At 39.9% G+C, this 22,730-nt stretch carries 19 protein-coding genes; 12 read left to right on the plus strand and 7 right to left on the minus strand.

The genetic code is table 11. From position 1 onward, the window contains the following. The first annotated feature begins 98 nt into the window (after positions 1 to 98). The 4 genes from rnr (at position 99) to COCH_RS04200 (ending at position 4,545) form a co-directional block, all read left to right on the plus strand. Entirely contained in the window at positions 99 to 2,327 is a 2,229-nt protein-coding gene (gene rnr, locus COCH_RS04185; protein WP_015782063.1) for a ribonuclease R, read from the plus strand. Positions 2,328 to 2,752: 425 nt separating this feature from the next. After that, entirely contained in the window at positions 2,753 to 3,277 is a 525-nt protein-coding gene (locus COCH_RS04190) for a hypothetical protein (RefSeq protein WP_015782064.1), read from the plus strand. A gap of 22 nt (positions 3,278 to 3,299) precedes the next feature. Beyond that, positions 3,300 to 3,758, plus strand: a complete 459-nt coding sequence (locus COCH_RS04195; protein ID WP_015782065.1) for a hypothetical protein — start codon at positions 3,300 to 3,302, stop codon at positions 3,756 to 3,758. Positions 3,759 to 3,879: 121 nt separating this feature from the next. Then, the gene (locus COCH_RS04200; protein ID WP_015782066.1) at positions 3,880 to 4,545 is read left to right on the plus strand and encodes a LysE family translocator; all 666 of its coding nucleotides are present in this window, start codon (positions 3,880 to 3,882) and stop codon (positions 4,543 to 4,545) included. Between the two features lie 118 nt (positions 4,546 to 4,663). Here the strand turns inward: COCH_RS04200 and COCH_RS04205 are convergent, their stop codons facing one another. The 3 genes from COCH_RS04205 to COCH_RS04215 all read right to left on the minus strand — a co-directional run bounded on the left by COCH_RS04205 (position 4,664) and on the right by COCH_RS04215 (position 6,832). After that, positions 4,664 to 5,176, minus strand: coding sequence for an OmpH family outer membrane protein (locus COCH_RS04205; RefSeq protein ID WP_015782067.1), 513 nt, complete (start codon positions 5,174 to 5,176; stop codon positions 4,664 to 4,666). 386 nt (positions 5,177 to 5,562) lie between these two features. Beyond that, positions 5,563 to 6,384, minus strand: coding sequence for a class I SAM-dependent methyltransferase (locus COCH_RS04210; protein ID WP_015782068.1), 822 nt, complete (start codon positions 6,382 to 6,384; stop codon positions 5,563 to 5,565). Positions 6,385 to 6,499: 115 nt separating this feature from the next. Continuing rightward, positions 6,500 to 6,832: a hypothetical protein gene (locus COCH_RS04215; protein WP_015782069.1), complete on the minus strand. Its 333-nt coding sequence runs from the start codon at positions 6,830 to 6,832 to the stop codon at positions 6,500 to 6,502. Between the two features lie 181 nt (positions 6,833 to 7,013). On the opposite strand from COCH_RS04215, the gene COCH_RS04220 reads away from it, so the two are divergent. After that, positions 7,014 to 7,805, plus strand: a complete 792-nt coding sequence (locus COCH_RS04220; RefSeq protein WP_015782070.1) for a hypothetical protein — start codon at positions 7,014 to 7,016, stop codon at positions 7,803 to 7,805. A gap of 20 nt (positions 7,806 to 7,825) precedes the next feature. Then, a complete protein-coding gene (locus tag COCH_RS04225; RefSeq protein ID WP_015782071.1) occupies positions 7,826 to 8,533 on the plus strand; it encodes a WG repeat-containing protein in 708 nt (235 codons plus the stop codon). Here COCH_RS04225 and COCH_RS04230 read toward each other — a convergent pair. Then, complete coding sequence (locus COCH_RS04230) at positions 8,526 to 10,658, minus strand: glycoside hydrolase family 65 protein (protein WP_015782072.1); 2,133 nt, start codon at positions 10,656 to 10,658, stop codon at positions 8,526 to 8,528. The two genes, COCH_RS04225 and COCH_RS04230, sit on opposite strands and share 8 nt — an antisense overlap. A 74-nt stretch (positions 10,659 to 10,732) precedes the next feature. Beyond that, the gene (locus tag COCH_RS12650; RefSeq protein WP_081433012.1) at positions 10,733 to 10,912 is read right to left on the minus strand and encodes a phosphinothricin acetyltransferase; all 180 of its coding nucleotides are present in this window, start codon (positions 10,910 to 10,912) and stop codon (positions 10,733 to 10,735) included. Positions 10,913 to 11,524: 612 nt separating this feature from the next. On the opposite strand from COCH_RS12650, the gene COCH_RS04235 reads away from it, so the two are divergent. The 4 genes from COCH_RS04235 to COCH_RS04250 all read left to right on the plus strand — a co-directional run bounded on the left by COCH_RS04235 (position 11,525) and on the right by COCH_RS04250 (position 15,563). Beyond that, positions 11,525 to 11,800, plus strand: a complete 276-nt coding sequence (locus COCH_RS04235) for a hypothetical protein (RefSeq protein ID WP_015782073.1) — start codon at positions 11,525 to 11,527, stop codon at positions 11,798 to 11,800. Continuing rightward, complete coding sequence (locus COCH_RS04240; RefSeq protein ID WP_015782074.1) at positions 11,793 to 12,113, plus strand: type II toxin-antitoxin system YafQ family toxin; 321 nt, start codon at positions 11,793 to 11,795, stop codon at positions 12,111 to 12,113. Before COCH_RS04235 ends, COCH_RS04240 begins: the two co-directional genes overlap by 8 nt. Before the next feature lie 31 nt (positions 12,114 to 12,144). Further along, the gene (gene mutS, locus COCH_RS04245; RefSeq protein ID WP_015782075.1) at positions 12,145 to 14,727 is read left to right on the plus strand and encodes a DNA mismatch repair protein MutS; all 2,583 of its coding nucleotides are present in this window, start codon (positions 12,145 to 12,147) and stop codon (positions 14,725 to 14,727) included. Positions 14,728 to 14,900: 173 nt separating this feature from the next. Further along, positions 14,901 to 15,563: a hypothetical protein gene (locus COCH_RS04250; protein ID WP_015782076.1), complete on the plus strand. Its 663-nt coding sequence runs from the start codon at positions 14,901 to 14,903 to the stop codon at positions 15,561 to 15,563. A gap of 12 nt (positions 15,564 to 15,575) precedes the next feature. On the opposite strand, the gene COCH_RS04255 is transcribed toward COCH_RS04250, so the two are convergent. After that, a complete protein-coding gene (locus COCH_RS04255) occupies positions 15,576 to 16,280 on the minus strand; it encodes a response regulator transcription factor (protein WP_015782077.1) in 705 nt (234 codons plus the stop codon). 88 nt (positions 16,281 to 16,368) lie between these two features. Between COCH_RS04255 and COCH_RS04260 the strand changes: the two genes are divergently transcribed. Together COCH_RS04260 and COCH_RS04265 are read left to right on the plus strand one after the other, a co-directional pair. Beyond that, positions 16,369 to 18,591 carry an FAD-dependent oxidoreductase gene (locus tag COCH_RS04260; protein ID WP_015782078.1) on the plus strand — a complete coding sequence of 741 codons (2,223 nt, stop codon included), beginning with the start codon at positions 16,369 to 16,371 and terminating at the stop codon, positions 18,589 to 18,591. Positions 18,592 to 19,155: 564 nt separating this feature from the next. Then, entirely contained in the window at positions 19,156 to 21,276 is a 2,121-nt protein-coding gene (locus COCH_RS04265; protein WP_015782079.1) for a GH92 family glycosyl hydrolase, read from the plus strand. Here COCH_RS04265 and COCH_RS04270 read toward each other — a convergent pair. Next, positions 21,266 to 22,483 (minus strand): beta-ketoacyl-[acyl-carrier-protein] synthase family protein, encoded by a 1,218-nt coding sequence (locus COCH_RS04270; protein WP_015782080.1) that lies wholly within the window; start codon positions 22,481 to 22,483, stop codon positions 21,266 to 21,268. The genes COCH_RS04265 and COCH_RS04270 overlap by 11 nt on opposite strands. Positions 22,484 to 22,730 lie beyond the last annotated feature (247 nt).

Below are 22,730 nucleotides of genomic sequence, written 5' to 3' on the forward strand. Positions count from 1 at the left end.
CGTCATCATAATAATAACCCTTCTTTTTTTAAAAAGAAATATTTTTCAATTTATAATTTGGTGATTGTTGATAACTCAAAAATATTTACTTTTGCAATATGAAAAAAACAAATAAAACTCAAAAGCAAGGAAAATCAGGAAAACCTAAAAAGAATAAGAGTTTAGCTAAACGCAACAAGCAAGAGCTTATCAAAGCGATTTTCTCGGTGTTACAAGAACACCCCGAAGAGAGCTTTAACTACAAGCAAATTGCTGCCAAACTCCACATTACCGATGCACCACGTCGTGATATGCTGGTGAAACAACTCGTACAACTGAAAGAGAAAAAACGCATTGTAGAAATCGACCGTGGGAAGTATCAAGCTATCCCTATGCAACACTATTATGTAGGTACGCTTGATGTGAGTGCGCGCGGTAATGGTTATGTAATAGTTGATGGTTTAGACAACGACATTTTTGTAGCACAGAATTTTCTAAATAAAGCTCTCCACGGCGATTTGGTGGAAGTGTATGTATTTCCACGTTTTAGAAATCGCAATAAGATGGAAGGAGAAATTAGTAAGGTATTAGAACGCAACAAAGTGCGCTTTGTAGGTACTGTGCAAATGCACAAAAACTTTGCTTTTGTTGTCCCTACCGATGCCCGTATGTATACTGATTTCTTTGTGTTAAAAGATAAACTCAATGGTGCTCAGGACGGCGACCGTGTGATTGTACGCATAGAAGATTGGAAAGACAAAAGTGATTCGCCTATGGGGGTAGTGGAGCAGATACTCGGTAAACCAGGTGAACAAACTACCGAAATGCACTCTATCTTAGCCGAATATGGTCTGCCGTACACCTATCCAGAAGAGGTAGAAGCCTTTGCTAAAAAGTTAGACCTTTCTATTACTGATGAGGAGATTGCCCGTCGTCGTGATATGCGTGAAAACCTCACTTTCACTATCGACCCTCGTGATGCAAAAGACTTTGACGATGCACTGTCGTTCAAACTTTTGGAGAATGGCAATTACGAGATAGGAGTACATATCGCCGATGTATCGCACTACGTAAAAGAAGGTACTATATTAGATGAAGAGGCTTACAATCGTGCTACTTCTGTGTATTTGGTAGATAGGGTAGTGCCAATGTTACCCGAAGTGCTCTGTAACTTCGCTTGTTCACTCCGTCCTGATGAAGATAAATACACCTTTTCGGCAGTGTTTGAGATGAATAAGAAGGCTGAAGTGGTAGATATTTGGATAGGACGCACCGTAACACACTCGTCATTTAGGTTTGCTTACGAAGAAGCACAATCAGTAATAGAGCAAGCCAAAGTAGGGGAGGGGTACACCATTCCTGCTGAAACTTCCATTACCGATAAAGAGCGTGCAATACCTGCTGAGGTAGTAGAGGCTATTCTCACACTCAATACCTTAGCCGAAAAACTTCGCCGTAAGCGTATGCGTTTGGGAGCTATTACTTTTGATAAAGTAGAAGTGAAATTCGACCTCGATGAGAATGGCAACCCTACAGGCGTATATTTCAAAGAAAGCAAGGAAGCCAACAAACTGATTGAAGAGTTTATGCTCTTGGCTAACAGAAAGGTAGCTGAGTATGTAGCCAAAATGAAAAAGACATTCGTATACCGCGTACACGATGAACCCGATGCCGATAAACTGCAACAGTTCAATGCGGTAATTAGTAGATTTGGTTATAGCTTGAACTTGAACAACCGTCAAACCACTACCGATTCACTTAATAATCTCTTAGAAGAAGTAAAAGGCAAAAAAGAACAAAACTTAGTCGATACTTTGGCAATACGTTCAATGGCAAAAGCTACTTATACTACTAAAAACATAGGACACTATGGTTTGGCGTTTGAGTATTATACCCATTTCACTTCGCCTATACGCCGTTATCCCGATGTGATGGTACACCGTCTTTTGCAACTCTATTTAGATAACGCCCCTTCACAACCCGAAGCTGAATATGAAACCAAATGCAAACACTCGTCACAAATGGAGAGTTTAGCAGCCTCAGCTGAGCGTGATTCTATCAAATATATGCAGGTGAAATATATGGAAGCCCATAAAAATCAGCAGTTTGCAGGAGTGATTTCGGGTGTAACCGAATGGGGTATTTATGTAGAAATTACGGTCAACAAATGCGAAGGATTGGTACGCGCTCGTGATATCAAAGATGATTATTACACTTTCGACGAACAACAATACGCCTTGGTAGGACAAGCCACTGGCAAAACCTATCAGCTTGGCGACGAAGTAATGATACGTGTGAAAAACACCGACCTGATGAAAAAGCAATTAGATTTTGAACTGATTGATTAGTCGTAGCACAACAAGCAGTTTTTGCATCACATACTTTGCCAAAGTTTCTTGCCCGTACGGCTCGTACCTTTGGCAAAGTTTTTTATGCTTTTAATAATATATTGAGTAACAATATGTATTTACTAATATATTTTTAAAATATTGATATATAAATAATTATAAGTTATTTTGTAGATTGATACTAAAAGAGTTGTAAAAATATTTGGAAGTTATAAAAATATAATATACCTTTGTCCTATAAAATCCTAATGCCTATGCCTGATACTGATATTATTTCCTTTGGAGATATATTTTGTTGTTTTCTTCTATAAACGAAATATAGTGAGAATTTTTCCTTAAAAATAACTTCCCCTAACTGAGCTACGGATTACTGTCTTCATAAAAAAAACGTGCAAAAGAAGTATTTTTTAACTAAAAAAGTTAGTATGCAAAGACTCATAAAGATTTCGTTTTTTATACTATGTTTTGTAGTAGCGTTAGTGTCTTGCTCTAAGGATAAAAATCAAGATCCATTGCAAGATTTGCAAAATAAGTCAATGACTTATGGAGACTTCTTTAAAACTGTTTCAGAAAAAGAAGTAAGCGTTCCAGAAGATAAGGTACTTTTTATCTCTTACGAATTTAATGCGAAAGATGAGACTATTACTTTATTGTCAAGTACTGAGGCTTTTCCCAGTGAAAAAGTAGTTTGGGATGCTATAGTTAAGCATTACGAGCTTGAAGCTTCTCATGAAGGAGGAAAGTATGATTATATTGTAACTTGTGATAAAGGCTGGAGTAAAAAATGTGAAGCATATAGTTGTTTAGGTGTAGTTAAAAGTTGCTTGAATCAAGGAGGATGCGCAACTGTTTGTAAAGCTAATATGGTTTATGTTCCAGATATAAAAGCTTTTTATATATCAGCTAATATTGATGAATTAGTGTCATCAAAAGTTGAAGGAGAATTTTAGTTTAAATTCAAAATTTTATACTATGAAAAAAATATTTAAATTTTTATTTCTAATGGTATGCTTTGGCATAGCGTTTATATCTTGCTCTAAGGATAATACTACTGATGATAAGCAGTTATCCTATGATAATTTTGCTTCAGTAGTGATGCAACCCTCGCAAGATAAAGACTTAGTGCGCTGGGTTTCTTTCAAAGCAAATCCTACTCAAAAAACTATTGAAGTACTTTCTAACAAAGAAGCTGAAGGAGATATGGCTATTGGTTTAGCTCCTCTTTTCTACAAACCTTCCGATACTAAATATACTGTATTAGGTATGCGTTATGAAGAAGATTATGAGTCTCAATTTGCTACTAAAGAAGCTGCAATAGAGAATATTGTAAAGAATTTTGGAGCGCAAGGAACAACCTTGCACGTAGTATATCTTCCAGATACTAAAACTTTCTTTGTTTCAGATACTACAGAATATTTGGTAGTTTTCTAATGACTAACAACTGAATTTCAATAGAGTAGGGGAGAGGTATTAAAAACTTCTCCCTTATTTTTTGTGTTTCAGTAGTTTTTTAGTACTTTTGTGCAGTTAATCAAATTTTAGGTAGAAATAGATGTTTGCGGATGTATTGCTTGCATTACCTTTAGGCTTGTTGTTAGCTTTTACCATAGGTCCTGTGTTCTTTGTATTGCTGGAAACAGCCATTACTAAAGGATTCAGGGCGGCTATTGCTTTCAATTCTGGAGTAGTATTAGCCGATGCTATTTTCATTCTCATTGTCTATTTCACTACCAGCAGTCTGTTGCGCGAAATTAAGGACGATCCTAAACTCTTCTTTGCTGGTGGGCTCATAATGATAACTTACGGACTCATCTCGTTCATCAAACTAAAAAAAGACTTCAAGAAAACAATAGATAACAAAGAGAATGCCTATTTGCAAGTAGCTGAGAAAGTGAACTATGTAGCCCTCTTTATCAAAGGTTTTCTACTGAATTTTATCAACATAGGCGTTTTGGGTTTTTGGTTGGGAATTATTATTGTTTTTGGTCCTAAACTCGATATGAATGCCAGTAGAATATTTGTATTTTTCACTTCTATTATTTTAGTATACTTTGGTATAGATATTTTTAAAATTCTCATTGCTAAGAAACTCAAAAACCGACTTACTGCTTTTCATATTTACAAAATTAAACGCGCGATTAGCATTATATTGTTAGTCTTTGGAGTTTTCTTGATACTTCAAGCATTCTTTCCTAACGTATTACAATTAACTGATTAAGTACAACTCGCACAAATAGTGTATAAAAAAACTTTGCCAAAAGTTGTAAGCCACGCGGGTCTTTACCTCTTGACAAAGTCTATTTTCTATTGCCTATGGCCTAATGTCTGTGGCCTTATTACTTCTTATCTTTGTATTGATTATTTAAGTATTCAGTAACTTCTTTGGTAATATCTTTTTTCTCAGTACCGTAGAGTACACTACCGCCGTCATTAGCACCAAGAATGAAAGTGTAACCTTTTTGTTTTCCGTACTCTTTAATATTTTTCTTCACTTTGCTGAGTAAAGAATCCATTTGAGTTTGGCTTTCCATTTGTATTTTTTGTTCCTCTTGTTGCAAATGTTGTTGCAATATTTGGCTTTTTTGCATCAGTTCGTTGTATTTTTTCTGAGCTACGTTCTGAGGGAGAGTTTTAGCCTGAGCGTCGAAAGCACGCGCTTCAGTTTGGAACGCCATTGAAATACTGTCGCGTTTTCGTTCGTAGGCACTAATTTGTCCTTTTAGTTTTGCCTCGATGTCTTTTTTTTCTTGATAGTCGTTTAGAAGTTTAGAGTTATCTACAAACGCCACCTTGTCGGTACAAGCAGTAAGGGCGAGCAGTGCTACGCCTGTTAAGATGAGTTTTTTCATTTTTATAATGTTTAATTTGAATTACGTGGCAAAAGTAAGAAAGTTTTACGTGTAAAAGAAATATTTTTTAATTTTGTTACTAAAAAAGTAAAAATACTCTCTTTCGTCCCTATTCATTACACCTTGTTTCACGTGAAACATTTTGCTATCTTTTTTTACCTTGTATAAATTTATTCTATATCAGAAATAATCTTCTATAAGTGTACTTTATCAAAAATGACTTTATTACAGCTTGTTTTAAGTATTATTTTTTAAAAAGTAATAAAGTATAAGGTAACAGTTGAGAAGTCTTATAAAAACGTCTTATTTTAAGTTTTTGCTATTTTTAGCTTCAAAAATGTGTTTTTTAAAAAATAAACTTTCTCCTGATTCCTGAAACCTGACCCCTATCCCCTAACTCCTAAAACATAAATCTGCGATGAGTATTCTCCTTTCCTCCAACCATAATAATTTGAACGGACTCCGTTGATGAAACCTTTAAGAAAATCTTTCTTTCCTGTTTTATATTGCTCGGAAAGCATACTCACATAGAAGGCATCAAAAAGCATAGGGTGGGTGGCAAGCAACTCAAAACCTTCTTTGGCAAAAAGCTGTTCGATGCTATCCTTAGAAAAATGCCATAAGTGTCGGGGCACATCATAAGCTGCCCAATAGGCTCCGTAGAGCTGTGCGTCCCAGGAACGATAGTTAGGTACAGCTATAACCGCTAAACCACCTTCTTTCAGTAAGTTACTGATAAGCTGTATTTCTTGTGTTACATCAGGTACGTGTTCCAATACGTGCCACATAGTAATCACATCAAAAGAGTGGGGGAGGAGGTTGCTAAAATCAGCTTGTAACAAAACTCCTTTTTCTTTTGCTTTGGTACGTGCTTTCTCGCTGGGCTCTATGCCCATAGTCTCCCAATGTGCATACTTTTTACCACTATGCACAAAGTCGCCTGTGCCTGCACCTATATCAAGCAGACGAACATTTCCTTTTTTGTATTGTTTAATGAGTTTTATTTTGTGCTTTAAGTTATAACTTTTTACCCATTGGTAGAGTTTATCAAATAGTGTTTTGCGACTGTCTGTATGCGAAATATAATTCTCACTCTCATAGTATTTTTCAAGGTCATTAGGTAGGGGAGTAGTGCGGTAAAGTTTTAATAATGAATCATATACGAGGGTAAAATCCTCTTGTGATACGCTGTAATCTTTAATTGTCATTAGTTGTTAGTGTTTAGTCGTTAGTTACTACTTGTCAATTATCAATTGTGAATTATCAATTGAAAATGTTTCACGTGGAACATTTCTTATATACTTACTTTTTGTCTTTTACTTGTTACCTTTTACCTCGTAAGAAAGCAAACAATTTTCTCTTCTTCAAATATTCAAGGTTATAATCATTCTCGTACGCTTCACGTTCAAAGATGATATTTTGGTAAGCTCTCTTCTTATCTTTATACTTAATATATTTCAGTATGAAATCCACAAGATACCATATATAGAAAAATATCACCAAGAGTTCTCGTTGCTGAGCTAAATGTATGCGTTCGTGGTTGATGAATTGTGCATCTTTCAATAGTTTTGTATCATTAGTAAATATAAAGGGGTAGAGGGTAATACCACTAAAACCCTTAGGTACTAAATATCTGTTTACTATAAACCGATTCATATAAGTAAAAAGTATGTGGCAAAAGTAGTGAGAAATTAGCAGATAAACAAATGAATTGTTAATTATCAATTCTCAATTGTCAATTCATAAATGTTCCACGTGGAACATTTATGAATTGAATATATAGCTTTATTTAAAAATATTTATTACCTTTGTCGGCGTAAAATAATAATATATCAGTATGAAAAAGTTTTCATTCCTGTTGTTATTTCCTTTTATCGGAATGGCACAAATTATCAATACTCCAGCTACACGTTTGGAGAAAGAACTCAATGGTAAAGCAAAAGCTCTTATTGAACGTACTTATGACGTCTTTCAAGGTAATCTTAAACAAAAACGTCTTGCAACCGAAAATTATTATGAATTTAATGAAGAAGGAAACACCTTGCAGTTAGAACAAAAATATAGTGGTATTACTTTGCGTTACGACTATGTTTACAATGTTGAGCAAAAACCTCTACAAGTGAAAATATTGAGAATGGCTCACGGAGGTATACAGAGTTCTACAGGACTCTATGAATATAATAACCAAGGGCATTTAGTAACTTATCGTACAATGATGGAGGGTAGCGCTTCGCCTACACAAACCTATACTTTTAACAAGTGGGACGCCAACGGTAACCCTACCGAAGGTCTCTTAGTAACACCCGATAGCAAAGCGAAGGTATTCCAGGAGTTTGATAAAAATAATCAGCGCACTTTGCTCAAAATGGTAACCGAAGGAAATCCACCTACCGAGATGCGCATCTCAGTGCGTTACGACCGTGAGGGTAGGGTAGTGGAACGCAGTATTGCTGAGGGAAACACCAAACCCGATGTAATGCATTATACATATGATAAAAAAGGTATTCCTACCGGCGTAAATAACCAGAAGTTTGAACATACTTTTGATAAGCAAGGTAATTGGGTTACTCGCATTGTATTCGTCAATGGATATATCGTAGGATTTACAGAAAGAGAAATAAAATACTAATATTAAAAATACATATACTTATGAAAAGACTATTTATTATTACTTTAGCTTTGTTCTGTACGGCTTGTAATACCGATTGGCGCAGAAAATACGATGAGGTATATCCGTCTCAAAACGGAATTTCAATGGTAAGAAGAGATAATAAATACGGACTCGTAAATGCCGAAGGTACCGTCGTAGCACCTTTGAAGTATGATTATATCAATATCTACCCTTCTGCCGAAATACCTTTTTATGATGTTACCATTAATAATTTATATGGGGTGATACGCCCTTCGGGTGAAGAACTCATTCCTGCTCAGTATAATTTTATTTCGTATTCCGAAGGTGTTTTTATTGTACAACTCAATGATAAGAAAAAACTTCTTAGTACTAATAACGAAACACTCACCCCTTGGTATGACGAAATAGACTTCTTTTTCGGTGGTCTGGCTCGTGTTAAACAAGGTAATAAGTATGGCTATTTAAATACTAAAGGTAAAGTAGTATTGCCTTTTGTATATGATGACGCTGATGATTTCAACGATAGTAAAAAGGCAATGGTGAAGTATAAAGGTAAGTGGGGAATGATTGATAATCTCGGTAATACAATCATTCCTTTTGAATATGAACAGGCTGAACCCTATACTAAAAGCAATGAGGAATGGGAAGATTATTACTATATCCTCATAAAGAAAGGCAGAGAGGTAAATATAGATAAAGAAGGTAATCTTTTGTCATTTAAATAATCACTTCTTTTACTTCTCCTCTAAATATCACTTTAAACGATAAACGCTTCCATTGTTTAGGCAAGCGAGGCGTAAACGTTAGTGCACCGTTCTTTACACGCATACCAGCAAAGCCCTCTACAATGCTGAGCCACGTGCCCGCCATCGAGGTGATGTGTAACCCTTCGTGTACCTCCTTGTTGTAGTCGTCCAAATCAAGCCGAGCTGTACGCAGGTAGAGCGCGTAGGCTTCCTCTGTCTTCCCTAAGGCTGATGCGAGGACACTATGCACACAAGGTGAGAGTGACGACTCGTGTACGGTGAAAGGCTCATAAAACTCATAGTGCTTTTGAAGTTGTTCTTTGGTAAATCGCTCTTCAAAGAAATAAAATCCCTGTAACGTATCTGCCTGTTTGATATAAGGCGAACGCAATATCCTATCCCACGACCAATGTTGGTTGAGCGGGCGCTCCCCAGTAGGAATGGCACTCACAGGCTTGAGGTCTTTATCCAAAAAACCGTCTTGTTGCAAGTATACATCATACTTTTCGCTATAAGGCAAGTACATATGTTCCACAATATCACTCCACTCCTTCAATTCTTTAATAGTCACCCATTGCTTTTCGCTCTTGTATTTCAGTGCCATAGTCGCTGCATAACTCAAACACCAAGAGGCGAGATAGTTCGTATAGAAATTATTGTTCACATTGTTTTCGTACTCATTAGGTCCTGTCACTCCTAAGATTACGTACTGTTTCTTTTCTTCTGAAAAATTGACTCTCTGTGCCCAAAAACGTGCGATAGCAATAAGCACTTCCATTCCATATTCTTTCAGGTACGACTCATCGCCCGTATAGCGTGTATAGTTATAAATTGCAAAAGCAATCGCCCCGTTGCGGTGTATTTCTTCAAAGGTAATTTCCCATTCATTATGGCACTCTTCACCGTTCATTGTTACCATAGGGTAGAGTGCAGCCCCGCCAGTAAAACCGAGTTTTTGGGCGTTTTCAATAGCTTGTGGCAACTGTTTATAGCGGTACAACAGCAAATTGCGAGCTACTTCCGCGCCTTTGGTAGCCATATAAAAAGGCAGGCAATAAGCCTCAGTATCCCAATAGGTACTACCACCGTACTTTTCCCCCGTAAAACCCTTAGGTCCTATGTTCAAATGGGCATACTTGCCCTGATACGTTTGGTTGAGCTGAAAAATATTAAACCGGATACCTTGTTGTGCTTTCTCATCACCTTCAATCACAATATCCGATGTTTCCCATATCGCCGCCCAATCTTCTTTCTGCATCTCCAATAACCCCTCAAATGTTAATGCCTGTGCGTCTCGCACCTTTGACAAAGTTTTAGACTTTGTCAAAGGTGTATAGCCACCATATTTTTCAATACGAAAGGTTTGGTTTTGCTTAACAGTTACTTCATACTGCAACCCTATATAGTTCTCCTTTCTATTTTCTTTTTCACTGATATTCAGTTCTTTTCCTTCTATAAAAAGATGATTTTCCATAAAGGTTTGCACTTTAAAGGCTGTCTTTTTAGTTTCAGCAAGTATAGTAGCGCAGTTGTTTTCCGAAGAAATTTCCAAAGTATTCCAAAAAAGCTCGTCCCAGTTAGCATCATTATTCTTAATACCACTGTCTAAGTAACTTTCTATTTCTATGGAAGTATCAGCATTAAGAGGACTAATCTCATAACGTAAAGCTCCTATTTCATCATAACGCAACGAGAGCAAACGCACTACTTTTACAGCAATTTCCACACCGTTAGGAAGCGTAGCCGTAAACCTTCGTTCGTACCAACCCTCTTTCATATTCAGTTGTCGGCGGAAGTTTTTTACCTCCAAACAAGTATTTAAGTCTAATAGTTCCCCGTCTATTTTGATGTGCAGTCCTATCCAGCTGGGCGCATTGAGCACTTTGGCAAAGTACTCAGGATAGCCGTTTTTCCACCAGCCCACTCGGGTTTTATCGGGGTAATACACCCCACCGATGTAGCTCCCTTGAAGTGTATCGCCCGTATAGTCCTCTTCAAAGTTAGCGCGCATTCCCATAGCCCCATTTCCAAGGCTGAAAATACTTTCGTGTTTGGTAACCTCAGCTTTATTAAAGCCCTCTACGATAATGTTCCACGTGTTCATAGCTATTAGTCTTCACAAGTTTAAAGTGCAAAGGTAGAAGATAATTAGCAAACGAGCAAATTTGTAAAATTAGCTCATAAATACCCTACCCAATAATGATTACCATTACACTTTTCCATCATTAATTCCCCTTTGGAGGTAGCCAGCGACAGCTGGGTATGTACCCCGTGAGAACGTAGTATGTGTAAAGGAGGAGGTTTGTCTCCTTTTCCAGCTTGTCCCCCTTCGGGGGTTCGGGGGCTTACCGAATAAATGACTCGTCATATTCCCCCTCATTGAGGTAGCCAGCGACAGCTGGGTATGTACCCCACAAGAACGGAGTATGTGTAAAGGAGGAGGTTTGTCTCCTTTTCCAGCTTGTCCCCCTTCGGGGGTTCGGGGGCTTACCCAATAAATGATTCGTCACATTCCCCCTTTTTCGTCATTCGTCATTCTCTCGCTTTTCCGTCGTACTCCCCCCTAGTGCCTATGGCCTAAGGCCTATCACCTCTTCCTCTTTCTTTCGCCTCGAAACCCCGTTTTTAACATTTTTAACCTTGTTGTATTATATTATGAATCAACTACTTATATACCCATCCTATACCAATCGTCCAAGATTCGTATAAGCTTCCTATAAGCTCTCTATAAGCTACCCCCACCCATCTTACAGCCTTTTTTCACCAAAAACTCTTCCTTCCCTCTTCCGAACTTCTCCGTTTCCTTCCGCTCTCTCTAACCTATCCAATTTGTCCAACAAGTCTGACCTATCAAAAAACAATTTTTATCACTCTTATCCAAAAGTATAATTCCACTGCCGATATAGAATAGACAATTGTAAAATTAGCAGATTAGCAAATTATTATTATCTTTGCAAAAAAAAATAGAATATGAGAACTGTAAATTACAATAAAATGGTCAATTACAATGTGAGTATCCCTGAGGGAGACGTACCTATGTTTGAATCTCTTTTCAAGAAATATAATGTGATAGTAGAACCTACTATAGTAGCGGAACCTGTAGAGGAATATATTCCTAATAAAGAAACTATAAAAGCTATTGAGGAAGGAAGAATAGAACTCGCTAAATATAAAAAGGGACTCGTAAAAGGTTATACAAATGCTCAAGAATTGATTAACGATATCTTATCTGAAGAAGATGAATGACACAAAAGAAAATAAAGATTTGTATCGTATTGTCTATGCTACGACCTTTAAAAAGGATCTAAAAAAATATAAAAATCAACCTATTAAGCTATCAAAAATTATAGAAATAATTAATATTTTGATAGAAAAAGGTTCTGAAGGTATCCCAATGGATAAAAAACCTCATCTTTTAACAGGAAATTATAAAGGTTGTATGGAATGTCATATAGAACCTGACTTACTACTTATTTGGGAACAAGATGATACTGAAAAAACAATTATGTTAGATAGAATAGGTAGTCATTCAGAGCTTTTTTATAAAAATAAGAAATAATAAATACTTTTTCACTTTTTCACTAAAAAATATGGCAAAAGAAACCCCCTTGATGAAGCAGTACAATCAGATAAAAAGCAAATATCCTGATGCTTTACTGCTGTTTAGGGTAGGCGATTTCTACGAAACCTTCGGTGAAGATGCCGTAAAAGCCGCTCATACCCTCGACATTGTGCTCACCAACCGCAACAACGGCACCGAGCGCAGTGAATTGGCGGGTTTTCCTTACCATTCTATCAATACCTATCTCCCCAAGCTCGTAAAAGCAGGCTACCGCGTGGCAATATGCGACCAGCTGGAAGACCCTAAACTCGTGAAAGGCATCGTAAAACGAGGTGTTACCGAACTTGTTACCCCAGGAGTCGCCCTCAACGACGATATACTGCAAAGCAAGAGCAACAACTTCTTAGCCTCAGTATGGTTGGGCAAACAAAGTTGCGGGGCAGCTTTTCTCGATGTTTCTACCGGTGAGTTCTTGGTAGCACAAGGCGAAAAAACCTATATCGATAAGCTCTTGCAGAACTTCCGCCCCAGCGAACTGCTTGTTGCTAAACAACAAAAAAAGGAATTTGCTGAGCATTTTGGCGACGACTTTCACTGTTTCTACTTGGAAGATTGGGTTTTTAAAGATGATTATGCCCAGCAGGTACTTACCAAACACTTCCAAACCAACTCTCTCAAAGGCTTTGGTGTAGACGAACTCACCGAAGCAATTCTTACTGCAGGGGCTATTCTCTACTACTTATCCGAAACCCAACACCACCAACTCCAACACATTACTGCCATTCAGCGCATCGCCGAAGAGGCTTATGTATGGCTCGACAAGTTTACCATTCGCAATTTGGAACTCTATGTGGGCAATACCACCCCCTCGGTGAGTTTGCTCGATGTGATTGATAAAACGCTATCGCCTATGGGCAGTCGTACCCTCAAACGCTGGTTGGCGTTACCGCTCAAGAAGTTAGACAAAATCCGTCAGCGTCACGAGGTGGTCGATTACTTTTTGAAACACATCGATGTATTAGAGCAGGTGAAAACTGCCCTCAGTCATATGGGCGACATCGAACGACTGATTTCTAAGGTTGCTACCCTTAAAATCAATCCGCGGGAGGTAGTGCAATTGCGCGCTTCTTTGGAACATATCCCCCTGATAAAACAGTTGTGTTTGGCTTCTGCCAATGAATCGCTTACCCTTTTGGGCGATAAACTCCACAGTTGCGAACAGCTCAGCGCACGCATCGCCGAAACACTTAGTGAAGATGCTCCTGTGAACATAGCCAAAGGTAATGCTATCGCCAAAGGTTTTTCGGCAGAATTGGACGAACTACGCGGACTCTCGCATTCGGGCAAAAGTTATTTAGACGATTTGCTCTTGCGTGAAAGCCAACGCACAGGTATTCCTTCTCTGAAAATAGATAGCAACAACGTGTTTGGCTACTATATCGAAGTGCGCAACACCCATAAAGATAAAGTCCCGCCCGATTGGATACGCAAGCAAACTCTTGTGAATGCCGAGCGTTATATCACCGGAGAACTCAAAGAATACGAAACCAAAATATTAGGAGCTGAAGAAAAAATCGCTCAGTTAGAGCAATCGCTATACGCCGAACTGATTGCTTTTATCAGTGAATATATCGGTCAGGTACAAACGAACGCCACCCTTATCGGTCAGCTGGATTGCCTTTGTAGTTTTGCTACTTTGGCAATGGAAAACAACTATCACCGCCCCGAGATGAACGAAGGGTATGCCATTGAAATTAAGGACGGTCGCCACCCTGTGATTGAGAAGCAACTACCCGTAGGTACGCCCTACATTGCCAACGATGTGTATTTAGACCGCGAACGCCAGCAAATCATAATGATTACCGGACCTAATATGTCGGGTAAATCGGCTATTCTGAGACAAACCGCCCTGATAGTACTCTTGGCACAGATAGGTAGTTTTGTACCTGCTGCTACTGCTCAATTAGGTATAGTTGATAAGATATTCACCCGTGTAGGCGCAAGCGATAACATCTCTATGGGCGAATCTACTTTTATGGTGGAGATGAACGAGGCAGCCCTTATTTTGAACAACATCTCCGATAGAAGTTTGGTGCTCTTGGACGAAATCGGGCGTGGTACTAGCACCTACGACGGTATTTCCATAGCGTGGGCAATCGCCGAATATTTGCACGAGCACCCTAGCAAAGCCAAAACCCTTTTTGCTACCCACTATCACGAACTCAACGAGATGAGTGAGCAGTTCGAGCGCATCAAGAATTACAATGTATCGGTAAAAGAAACCAAAGACAGCGTACTTTTCTTGCGCAAACTCACCGAGGGCGGTTCAGCGCACAGTTTTGGGATACACGTAGCGAAGATGGCGGGAATGCCCCAATATGTGATTCAGAAGGCGAATAAAATGCTTAAAAAGCTCGAAGAGAGTCATAATGTAGTACCCACTGCCGAAGTGGTTAAAAACGCCCAAAAAGAAATGCAATTGAGCTTCTTTGATATGAACGATCCACTTTTAGAAGCCCTAAAAGAAGATTTACTCAGTCTCGACATCAACACCCTCACTCCCGTAGAGGCACTGATGAAACTCAACGAAATGAGAAAACGAATTAGCTAATTAGCAAATATGAAAATTAGCAAATGAGTAGTGCTAGAAATTTTGTCAAAGTTTCAAATTGCCTGTGTGGCTCGCACCTTTGCCAAAGTTTCTACTCGCCCGTCGTGCTACGACCTTTGCCAAAGTTAGAAACCTACCCCCTGACACCTAACACCTAAAAAACAATAATAAAAATGAAAAAAACAATTTACACACTTTGTGCAGGCGTATTTGCACTGCTTACAATTGTTGGATGCTCTAAATCAGATGACAACGACAGCAAAAAGAACAAGGATAAAAATGATATCGAAGTTACAAACTTCAATATTCCTAAGGAAGCTAAAACTATTCTGCCCGACAAAACTCTTACCGAAATGGTTGCCAACGGAATGACCATTCACGAAGGAACTAATCCACCTAATATCGAGGGTATCTATTTGCTCGACAATCTCAAATTCCTTTACACCAGCGACCCCGACGATCATTACTTTACCAAAGGAGATCCAGCTGCCGATTATAAATATAAGTTTTATGATCAACAAGGAGTAAAGGTAAAATCTGATTACAAAGCACTGAAATTCGGAGTGTTTGATACAGCTACAGGCTCTGGTGCTATCATTTCAGGTAGTGGTAACAAGTTTACCGTCTTCCTAAACCACGCTGCTAATACAGAAGGTGTAAAGAATAACGATGTAACCCTAATTTCAGGAGAACTGACTCCTCAAGGTATTAAAAACTTAGCGTTTGTACTAACAGTTACTGAAAAAAAAGACAGTGAGAATAAAATAATGAAAGTAGGTACCTATCGTATTTTCACTCACTACGAAAGTATTGCTCAAAAGGTAACAGCGTATTAAACCTGTTACTTATCACAATATTCCTTTCCTTCTTGCTAAATCAATTGCTTCTATAAGGCTTTCGACATTGAATTTTTCCCGTATATTTTGCCGGTGCCTATTCACTGTGTAAGTGCTGATGAATAACTGTTCAGCTATTTCTTTGCTCGAAAAGCCTTGCGAGGCAAGTGTGAGTATTTCCTTTTCTCGCGGGGTAAGCACAAAATCTTCCTCTTCTATTTTTATGGGGATAATCTCCCCTGTGATACAGTGTTTCATTTGCACCCTTACCGGCAAGTTCTCCGATTGGTCAGGGGCAATTTCTATAATGCCTAAGGCGAGGTAATTATCGTCAGTAACTTCTAATAGTTGCACCTCGTTAGTCACGCGCCCATAAGTGCCATCGGTTGCCATTCCGCGATAGTCGTAAATGTATTTGTACTGCACTTGTTCTTCTTTGGGTAAGGACGATAGAAACTCGTAAATCTTCTCATCTATGAGCTCTTTCATCGCCAAATCATCGGGGTGAATGCGTCGTTTTAGCGGATAATCTTGCATTTCACTACTGTCATTCTTAGGAATATCGTCGTAACCAAAGAGTTTAAACTTATCGGAAATAAAATAGAAATGCTCGTTTTTATCTACTATAAAAACGGCATTATTCCCTATTTTTGCTAGCATTTTGGCATAAGGGATATACTTCTGTGCTAAGAATTCCATAGAGGCTGAGGTGCTCATCGTCAATTAAAAATGGTTATTTTTGCGTATTGCCACAATTGCGCAACCGCCGTAATTTTGCCCCAAAATTAATAATTATTTCTCAAAGATGAAAAATTACAACAGTATTATTATAGGTAGTGGCTTGGGCGGACTCATCGCTGGAGCTACTTTGGCTCTCTGGGGCAAGAAGGTAATTGTGCTCGAACAACACTATATCGCAGGTGGTTGTGCTACTGCTTTCAAACGTAAAGATTACCTAATGGAAGTAGGTTTGCACGAAATCGACGGATTGAACGAAACTGACCCTAAACGTCCTATCTTAGAACTTTTAGGGGTGTTTGAGGAAGTAGAATTTCTAAAAGTACCCGAATTCTACCATTTGAAGAAGCAAAACTTCCAGTGTACTCTTCATCACGGGGCAGAAGCCAAAGCAAAACTCATCGCCGATTTTCCCGATAGTAAAGTCGAAATAGAACGCTTTTTTGAACTCATCAATAGGCTTTACACCGAAATGCGCCGACTCCCCCGTAGCAAATGGCTCAATATATTGCTCTACCCGCTGATGCCTTTCTTGATTCCTACCATCATCAAAACTTCTACAATGAATGTGGGTAAATGGCTCGATGCAAATATCAAAAATGAAGCACTCAAAAACGTACTCACGGCTAATTTGGGTTATTATACCGATGACCCTTATAACCTCTCGCTGATGTACTTCCTGATGGCGCAAGGTAGCTATTTAAACGGAGGAGGCAACTTCGTAAAAGGGGGTTCACAGTCGCTGTCTAACTACTTGGTGCGCTTTATCGAAAAACGTGGCGGACAAGTGCTTACGGGTAAATTCGTAGAAGAGATTTTAGTGGAAAACAACCAAGCAGTGGGGGTGAGCTATCGCGATACGTTCAACACTTCGGCGGCTAAGCAATCGCTCTATGCCGATACCGTGGTCGCCAATGCCGCCCAACCTATTGTAGCTCAAATGCTCCCCGAGCCTTATCGCTCTAAATTAGCGCAAAAGGTAGCGCCTTTAGAACTCGCCTGCTCACTGCTCACCATCTATTTGGGCTTCAATACCGATTTGAAAAAACTCGGCGTAAACCACTATTCTACCATCATTCAAGGTCAAAAAGATTATAAACTGAAAGATGTAAAAGCCGATTCGCAGGGCGATTGGGCTCAAAAATCATTTACTTTTGTGAATTACGGAAGGATAGATGCTCAGTTAGCTCCTGAGGGGAAGACGGTAGCCGTGATTTGTGCCGTGGATTACCTCAAAGAATGGGAAGGACTCAGCGAAGCGGAATATCAACAGAAGAAGGAAAGGGTCGCACAGCTGTTTTTAACCCGTTTAGAAGCCGAATTTCCTACTATTCTCGAATACTTGGAGTGTTATGAGGTAGCCACTGCCAAAACCATAAAAAGATACACTTTAAATCCGCAGGGCACTCCGTATGGCTATGTGCAATCGGTGAAACAAACCTACCCTAAACGCGATAAACTCACCGCTTCACCGCTGAAAAACTTGTACTTTGCCTCAGCTTGGGCGCCTTCGGGGGGTGGCTATTCAGGGGCGATTTACAGCGGTTTTATGACGGCAAGCAAGATGAAAACCCAAGTGAAATGGCACAACTACCCACCCTCAACTCTCGCCGATGAACGCTGTGTAAAACTCTTAGCAAAAGAATTTATCGCCCATAATACTATCTTGCTCACTTTTGAAAAACCTAAAGATTTGCAGTATAAAGCAGGACAGTATGCCGTATTGAGGCTCAACAACCCTCGTTATACCGAATTGGATATGCCTTTGCGCCCGCTCTCAATGGTCTCTCATCCTGATGAAGATACTTTGCAGTTTGCAATGCGCCTCAGCGATAGCAGTTTTAAGAAAAGTGTTGTCGAAATGGCGATAGGTGATACAGCCACGATATTCGCTCCTATGGGTAATTTCACTCTTAAAGGAAAAAATAAGCGCATTGTGTTCCTCGCCTCAGGCATTGGCATTACCCCCGTACTCCCGATGCTCAAAACATTAGAACAACAGCAATTTGCAGGTGAAGTAGTAGTATTTTACTCCAATAAAACCGAAGCCTCAGCTGCTTTTCACAACGATTTACAGCATAGCACTTTGGCTAACTATACCTATCTGCCTGTGTTCACCGCCACCCAAAAGCGCCTCAATACCGATTTTTTAAAGGAGCATCTCCACACCCTCACCGATTGTGACTATTACATCGTGGGAACCAATAGCTTTACCAAAGCAATGCAAGAGCTCTTGTTAAAAGAAAACGTACCCGCCACAACCATCTTTAAAGACGATTTCGGAGGGTAATTTTATAGTTATATAAAAAACTTTGGCAAAGTCTCTACTCGCCTGTCGTGCCACGACCTCGCACCTGCCTGTATAACTCGCATTACTTTTCCGTCACCACATTCCCCTCTCCTTTGGAGAGGGACGGGGTGAGGATTCCTTTTCTTTCGCCTCGAAACCCCGTTTTTAACATTTTTTGTATTGTTGTATCACATTACAAATCAACCACTTATACACCCTTTCTATACCAATCTTCCAAGATTCGTATAAGCTTCCTATAAGCTCTCTATAAGCTAACCCCACCCTCCTTACACCCTTTTTTCACCAAAAACCCTCCCTCCTCTCTTCCGAACTTTTCCGTTTCCTTCCGAACTCCTCAAACCTCCACCATTTTCTAATTTCCACATTTGCTAATCTGCTAATTTAACAGCCCGCACATACCCAGCTGTGAGCTCTCGCTGGCTTTGGCTCGCACCTTTGGCAAAGTTAATTATCAGTATTTCTAGTATTTTCTGGCATTATTGGCATTTTTTGGCATTATCAGTATTATTTCCTATCTTTGCAACTCATAACTCTCAATCCTATATGAAACCATACTTTTACCTTTTAGCATTTGCCCTTACGGCTTGCCACAACGCATCAGAACAAAAAGAGTTGCCTAAAAAGCAACTCACCAATTACGTAAATCCGTTTATTGGTACCGATGGTACGGGTAACACCTACCCAGGAGCGATGACTCCCTTCGGAATGGTGCAACTAAGCCCCGATATAGGTATCCCTGGCTGGGACAGAATTTCGGGTTACTTCTATCCCGATAGCATCATTACTGGCTTTTCACACACCCACCTCTCAGGCACAGGTGCGGGCGACCTCTACGATGTGCTCATAATGCCTACCAATAGCAGGTTTAACGAGCGTATTGAGGCAAACAACCGTTTGCCCTTCTCTTATTTCTCTCACAAACACGAAACCGCCACCGCCGGTTATTACAGCGTTGATTTGCTGAGTTATGGTATCAAAGCTGAACTTACCGCCACTCCTCGTGTAGGCGTGCAACGCTATACTTTTCCTAAAGACGAACAGTCTAAAATTACAATAGATTTAGGTTATAGCATCAACTGGGATAAACCTACCGAAACCTATCTAAAAGTGGTGGATAATACAACTTTGGAAGGCTATCGATTTTCTACTGGTTGGGCACGTAACCAAAAGGTCTATTTCGTCATCAAACTCTCCAAACCCTTTGCTGATAAGGAGTTTACAGAAGAAAAAGAAAACGGCAAGAGCAACCGTTCTAAAATTGTACTCCGCTATGCTACCGCCGATAATGAAGCCATTGTAGTGAAAACAGCTCTCTCTATGCATAGCATTGCAGAAGCGTATAAAAATATGGAAGTTGAAGCGCCTCACTTTACTTTCGACGACTATCGCGAGACAGCTCGCAATTTATGGGAGAAGCAGTTGCAGAAGATTACGGTAGAAGGCGGTAATGAGGAGCAAAAAACGATTTTCTATACAATGCTCTACCAATCGATGTTGGCACCTAATCTTTTCAGCGATGTCGATGCACCCGAAAAGCGTTATGATACTTTTTCTCTTTGGGATACTTTCCGCGTAGCTCACCCTCTCTATACCTTGTTGCACCGCGCAGCTTCCGCCGATTTTATCAGTAGTTTTTTGGCACACTACCGCGAAAATGGTGCGCTACCGGTGTGGAGTATGCAAGGAGGTGAAACCAATATGATGATTGGCTATCACGCTGTGCCTATTATCGTAGATGCGTATTTTAAGAAAATCCCAATGGATATTCCTTTGGCTTACGAGGCTTGCAAGCAAAGTGCAATGGTAAACGAACGCGAAATCGACTTATATAAGCAATACGGCTATGTGCCTTACGATTTAGATAAATCCGATGAAAACTGGTCGGTGTCCAAAACCTTAGAGTACGCTTACGACGATTGGTGTATTGCGCAATTTGCCAAAGCTTTGAATAAAAAAGAAGATGAGGCTTACTTTGCCAAACGCGCTGAAAACTGGCGTAATCTTTTCGACGAAAAAACTACTTTCTTTCGCCCTAAGGATAGCAAAGGGCAATTTATCAAGCCTTTTAACCCCAAAGATTATAGTAAATACTTCTGCGAAAGCAACGCTTGGCATTATCGTTGGTTTGTGCCACAAAATATCGAAGGATTATGTGATGCAATGGGAGGCATTAAGGCTTTTGAACAAAAACTCGACTCGATGTTCACTTTGGCAGTTACCCCCGATGAGAAACTGCCTATTTTCAGTACTGGTATGATAGGACAGTATGTGCACGGCAACGAACCGAGTCATCACGTGGCTTACCTCTATCACTTTACAGCTCACCCCGAAAAAACTACCCAGCGCGTTACCAAAATATTGAACACTCAATACAAAAATAAACCCGACGGACATTGTGGTAATGAGGACTGCGGACAGATGAGCAGTTGGTATGTGCTTTCCGCCTTAGGTTTGTATCCTCTTAACCCTGCCAACAGCAGGTATTATCTAAGTGAACCGCTATTCGATAAAGCTACGTTGCATTTAGAAAACGGCAAGACTTTTACGATTGAAAAAAGAAAAGACAGTAAAGCAAAAACACTACTCAACGACAAACCGCTGAATAGAGGATATATTACTTATGAAGAAATTATTGCAGGAGGACGTTTAGAGTTTAAGAAATAAACGCTTTTACTACCAACGCTGAGTTAGTACCTCCGAAGCCAAAAGAGTTGCTCAAAAAGGCTTTAATAGGGCGTTCTACAGTTTCGGGAATAATATTTAGCTTGGCAGAAGCTTCATCGGGGGTTTCAAAATTGATATTAGGAGCTATAAAACTGTTTTGCATCATCAGCACTGAGTATATCACTTCACTGGCTCCTGCCATCCAGCACTCGTGTCCGGTCATTGATTTGGTAGAACTCACAGGAATATTACTGCCAAAAATCTCATAAATTGCCTTTGCTTCGTTGGTATCGCCTATGGGGGTAGAAGTGGCGTGCGCATTGATATAGTCGATTTCACTGGCTTGTATTCCTGCATTTTTGAGGGCGCGTGCCATAGCACGGGCAGGACCTTCTACATTGGGTGTAGAGATATGTCCGCCATTAGACGAAAAGCCGTAGCCTACCACCTCAGCAATTGGGGTTGCCCCACGCCTCATCGCCGACTCGTAACTCTCCAACACCAAAGTAGCTGCCCCTCCACTGGGTACTAAGCCGTCTCTACCGGTATCGAAGGGACGAGAAGCCAAAGTGGGTTCGTCCTCACGCATTGAGAAGACCCCAAGACCATCGAAACTGCCCATACTATACTTGTTGATTTCCTGAGCTCCGCCACATATTACGCAGTCTTGCATACCGCTTTGGATAAGCAAGTAGCCTAAGCCTACCGAATGCGACCCACTGGCACAAGCTGCGCTGATACTCATATTTACCCCTCGCAATTGGAAGAGAGTTGAGAGGTTCATCGTTACGGTAGAGTTCATCGTACGGAACACCGCCCCAGAGCCTACGAGAGTAGTATCTTTCTTCTCTCTTATCTTATCGTTTGTAAGAATTACCGACTCGGCTACACTGTCGTTGCCGTAGAGGATTCCCACTTCGTTTTGTTGTAAGAAATCGCTATCGATACCGGCATTTTTAAGCGCTTCGAGCGTTGCCATATAGGCAAATTCGCTTTCTTGCCCCATAGAAATACGCTCGCGACGACCTAAGAGTCCTTTTAGGTCGGGGTTTTCTACAAAGCCCGTCAGCGCCGACCGATAGCCGTATTCTTTGCGCTCGAGCAAAAAAACAATACCCGATTTACCTTGGTATAACGAATCGCGCACTTCGCCCAGTGAAGTGCCTATACAGGAATAAATACCCATTCCGGTGATAACTACTCTCATAAATTCAATTAGAAAATTAGCAGATTAGCAAATTAGAAAATGTAGGGGCAAAGGTAAGAAATAATACTGATAATGCCAAATAATGCCAGAAATACTGATAATTAACTTTGCCAAAATTTCAAACTTTGGCAAAGTGTGTACCGCAAAACGTGACGCATAAGAGCTTTCGAAAGATAACGGAAAGGCACGAAAGAAGAAAGGGAGGCTTTTTGGTGAAAAAAGGGTGTAAGGAGGGTGGGGTTAGCTT

Origin of the sequence: Capnocytophaga ochracea DSM 7271 (assembly GCF_000023285.1) — a bacterium.
Lineage (GTDB): Bacteria > Bacteroidota > Bacteroidia > Flavobacteriales > Flavobacteriaceae > Capnocytophaga > Capnocytophaga ochracea.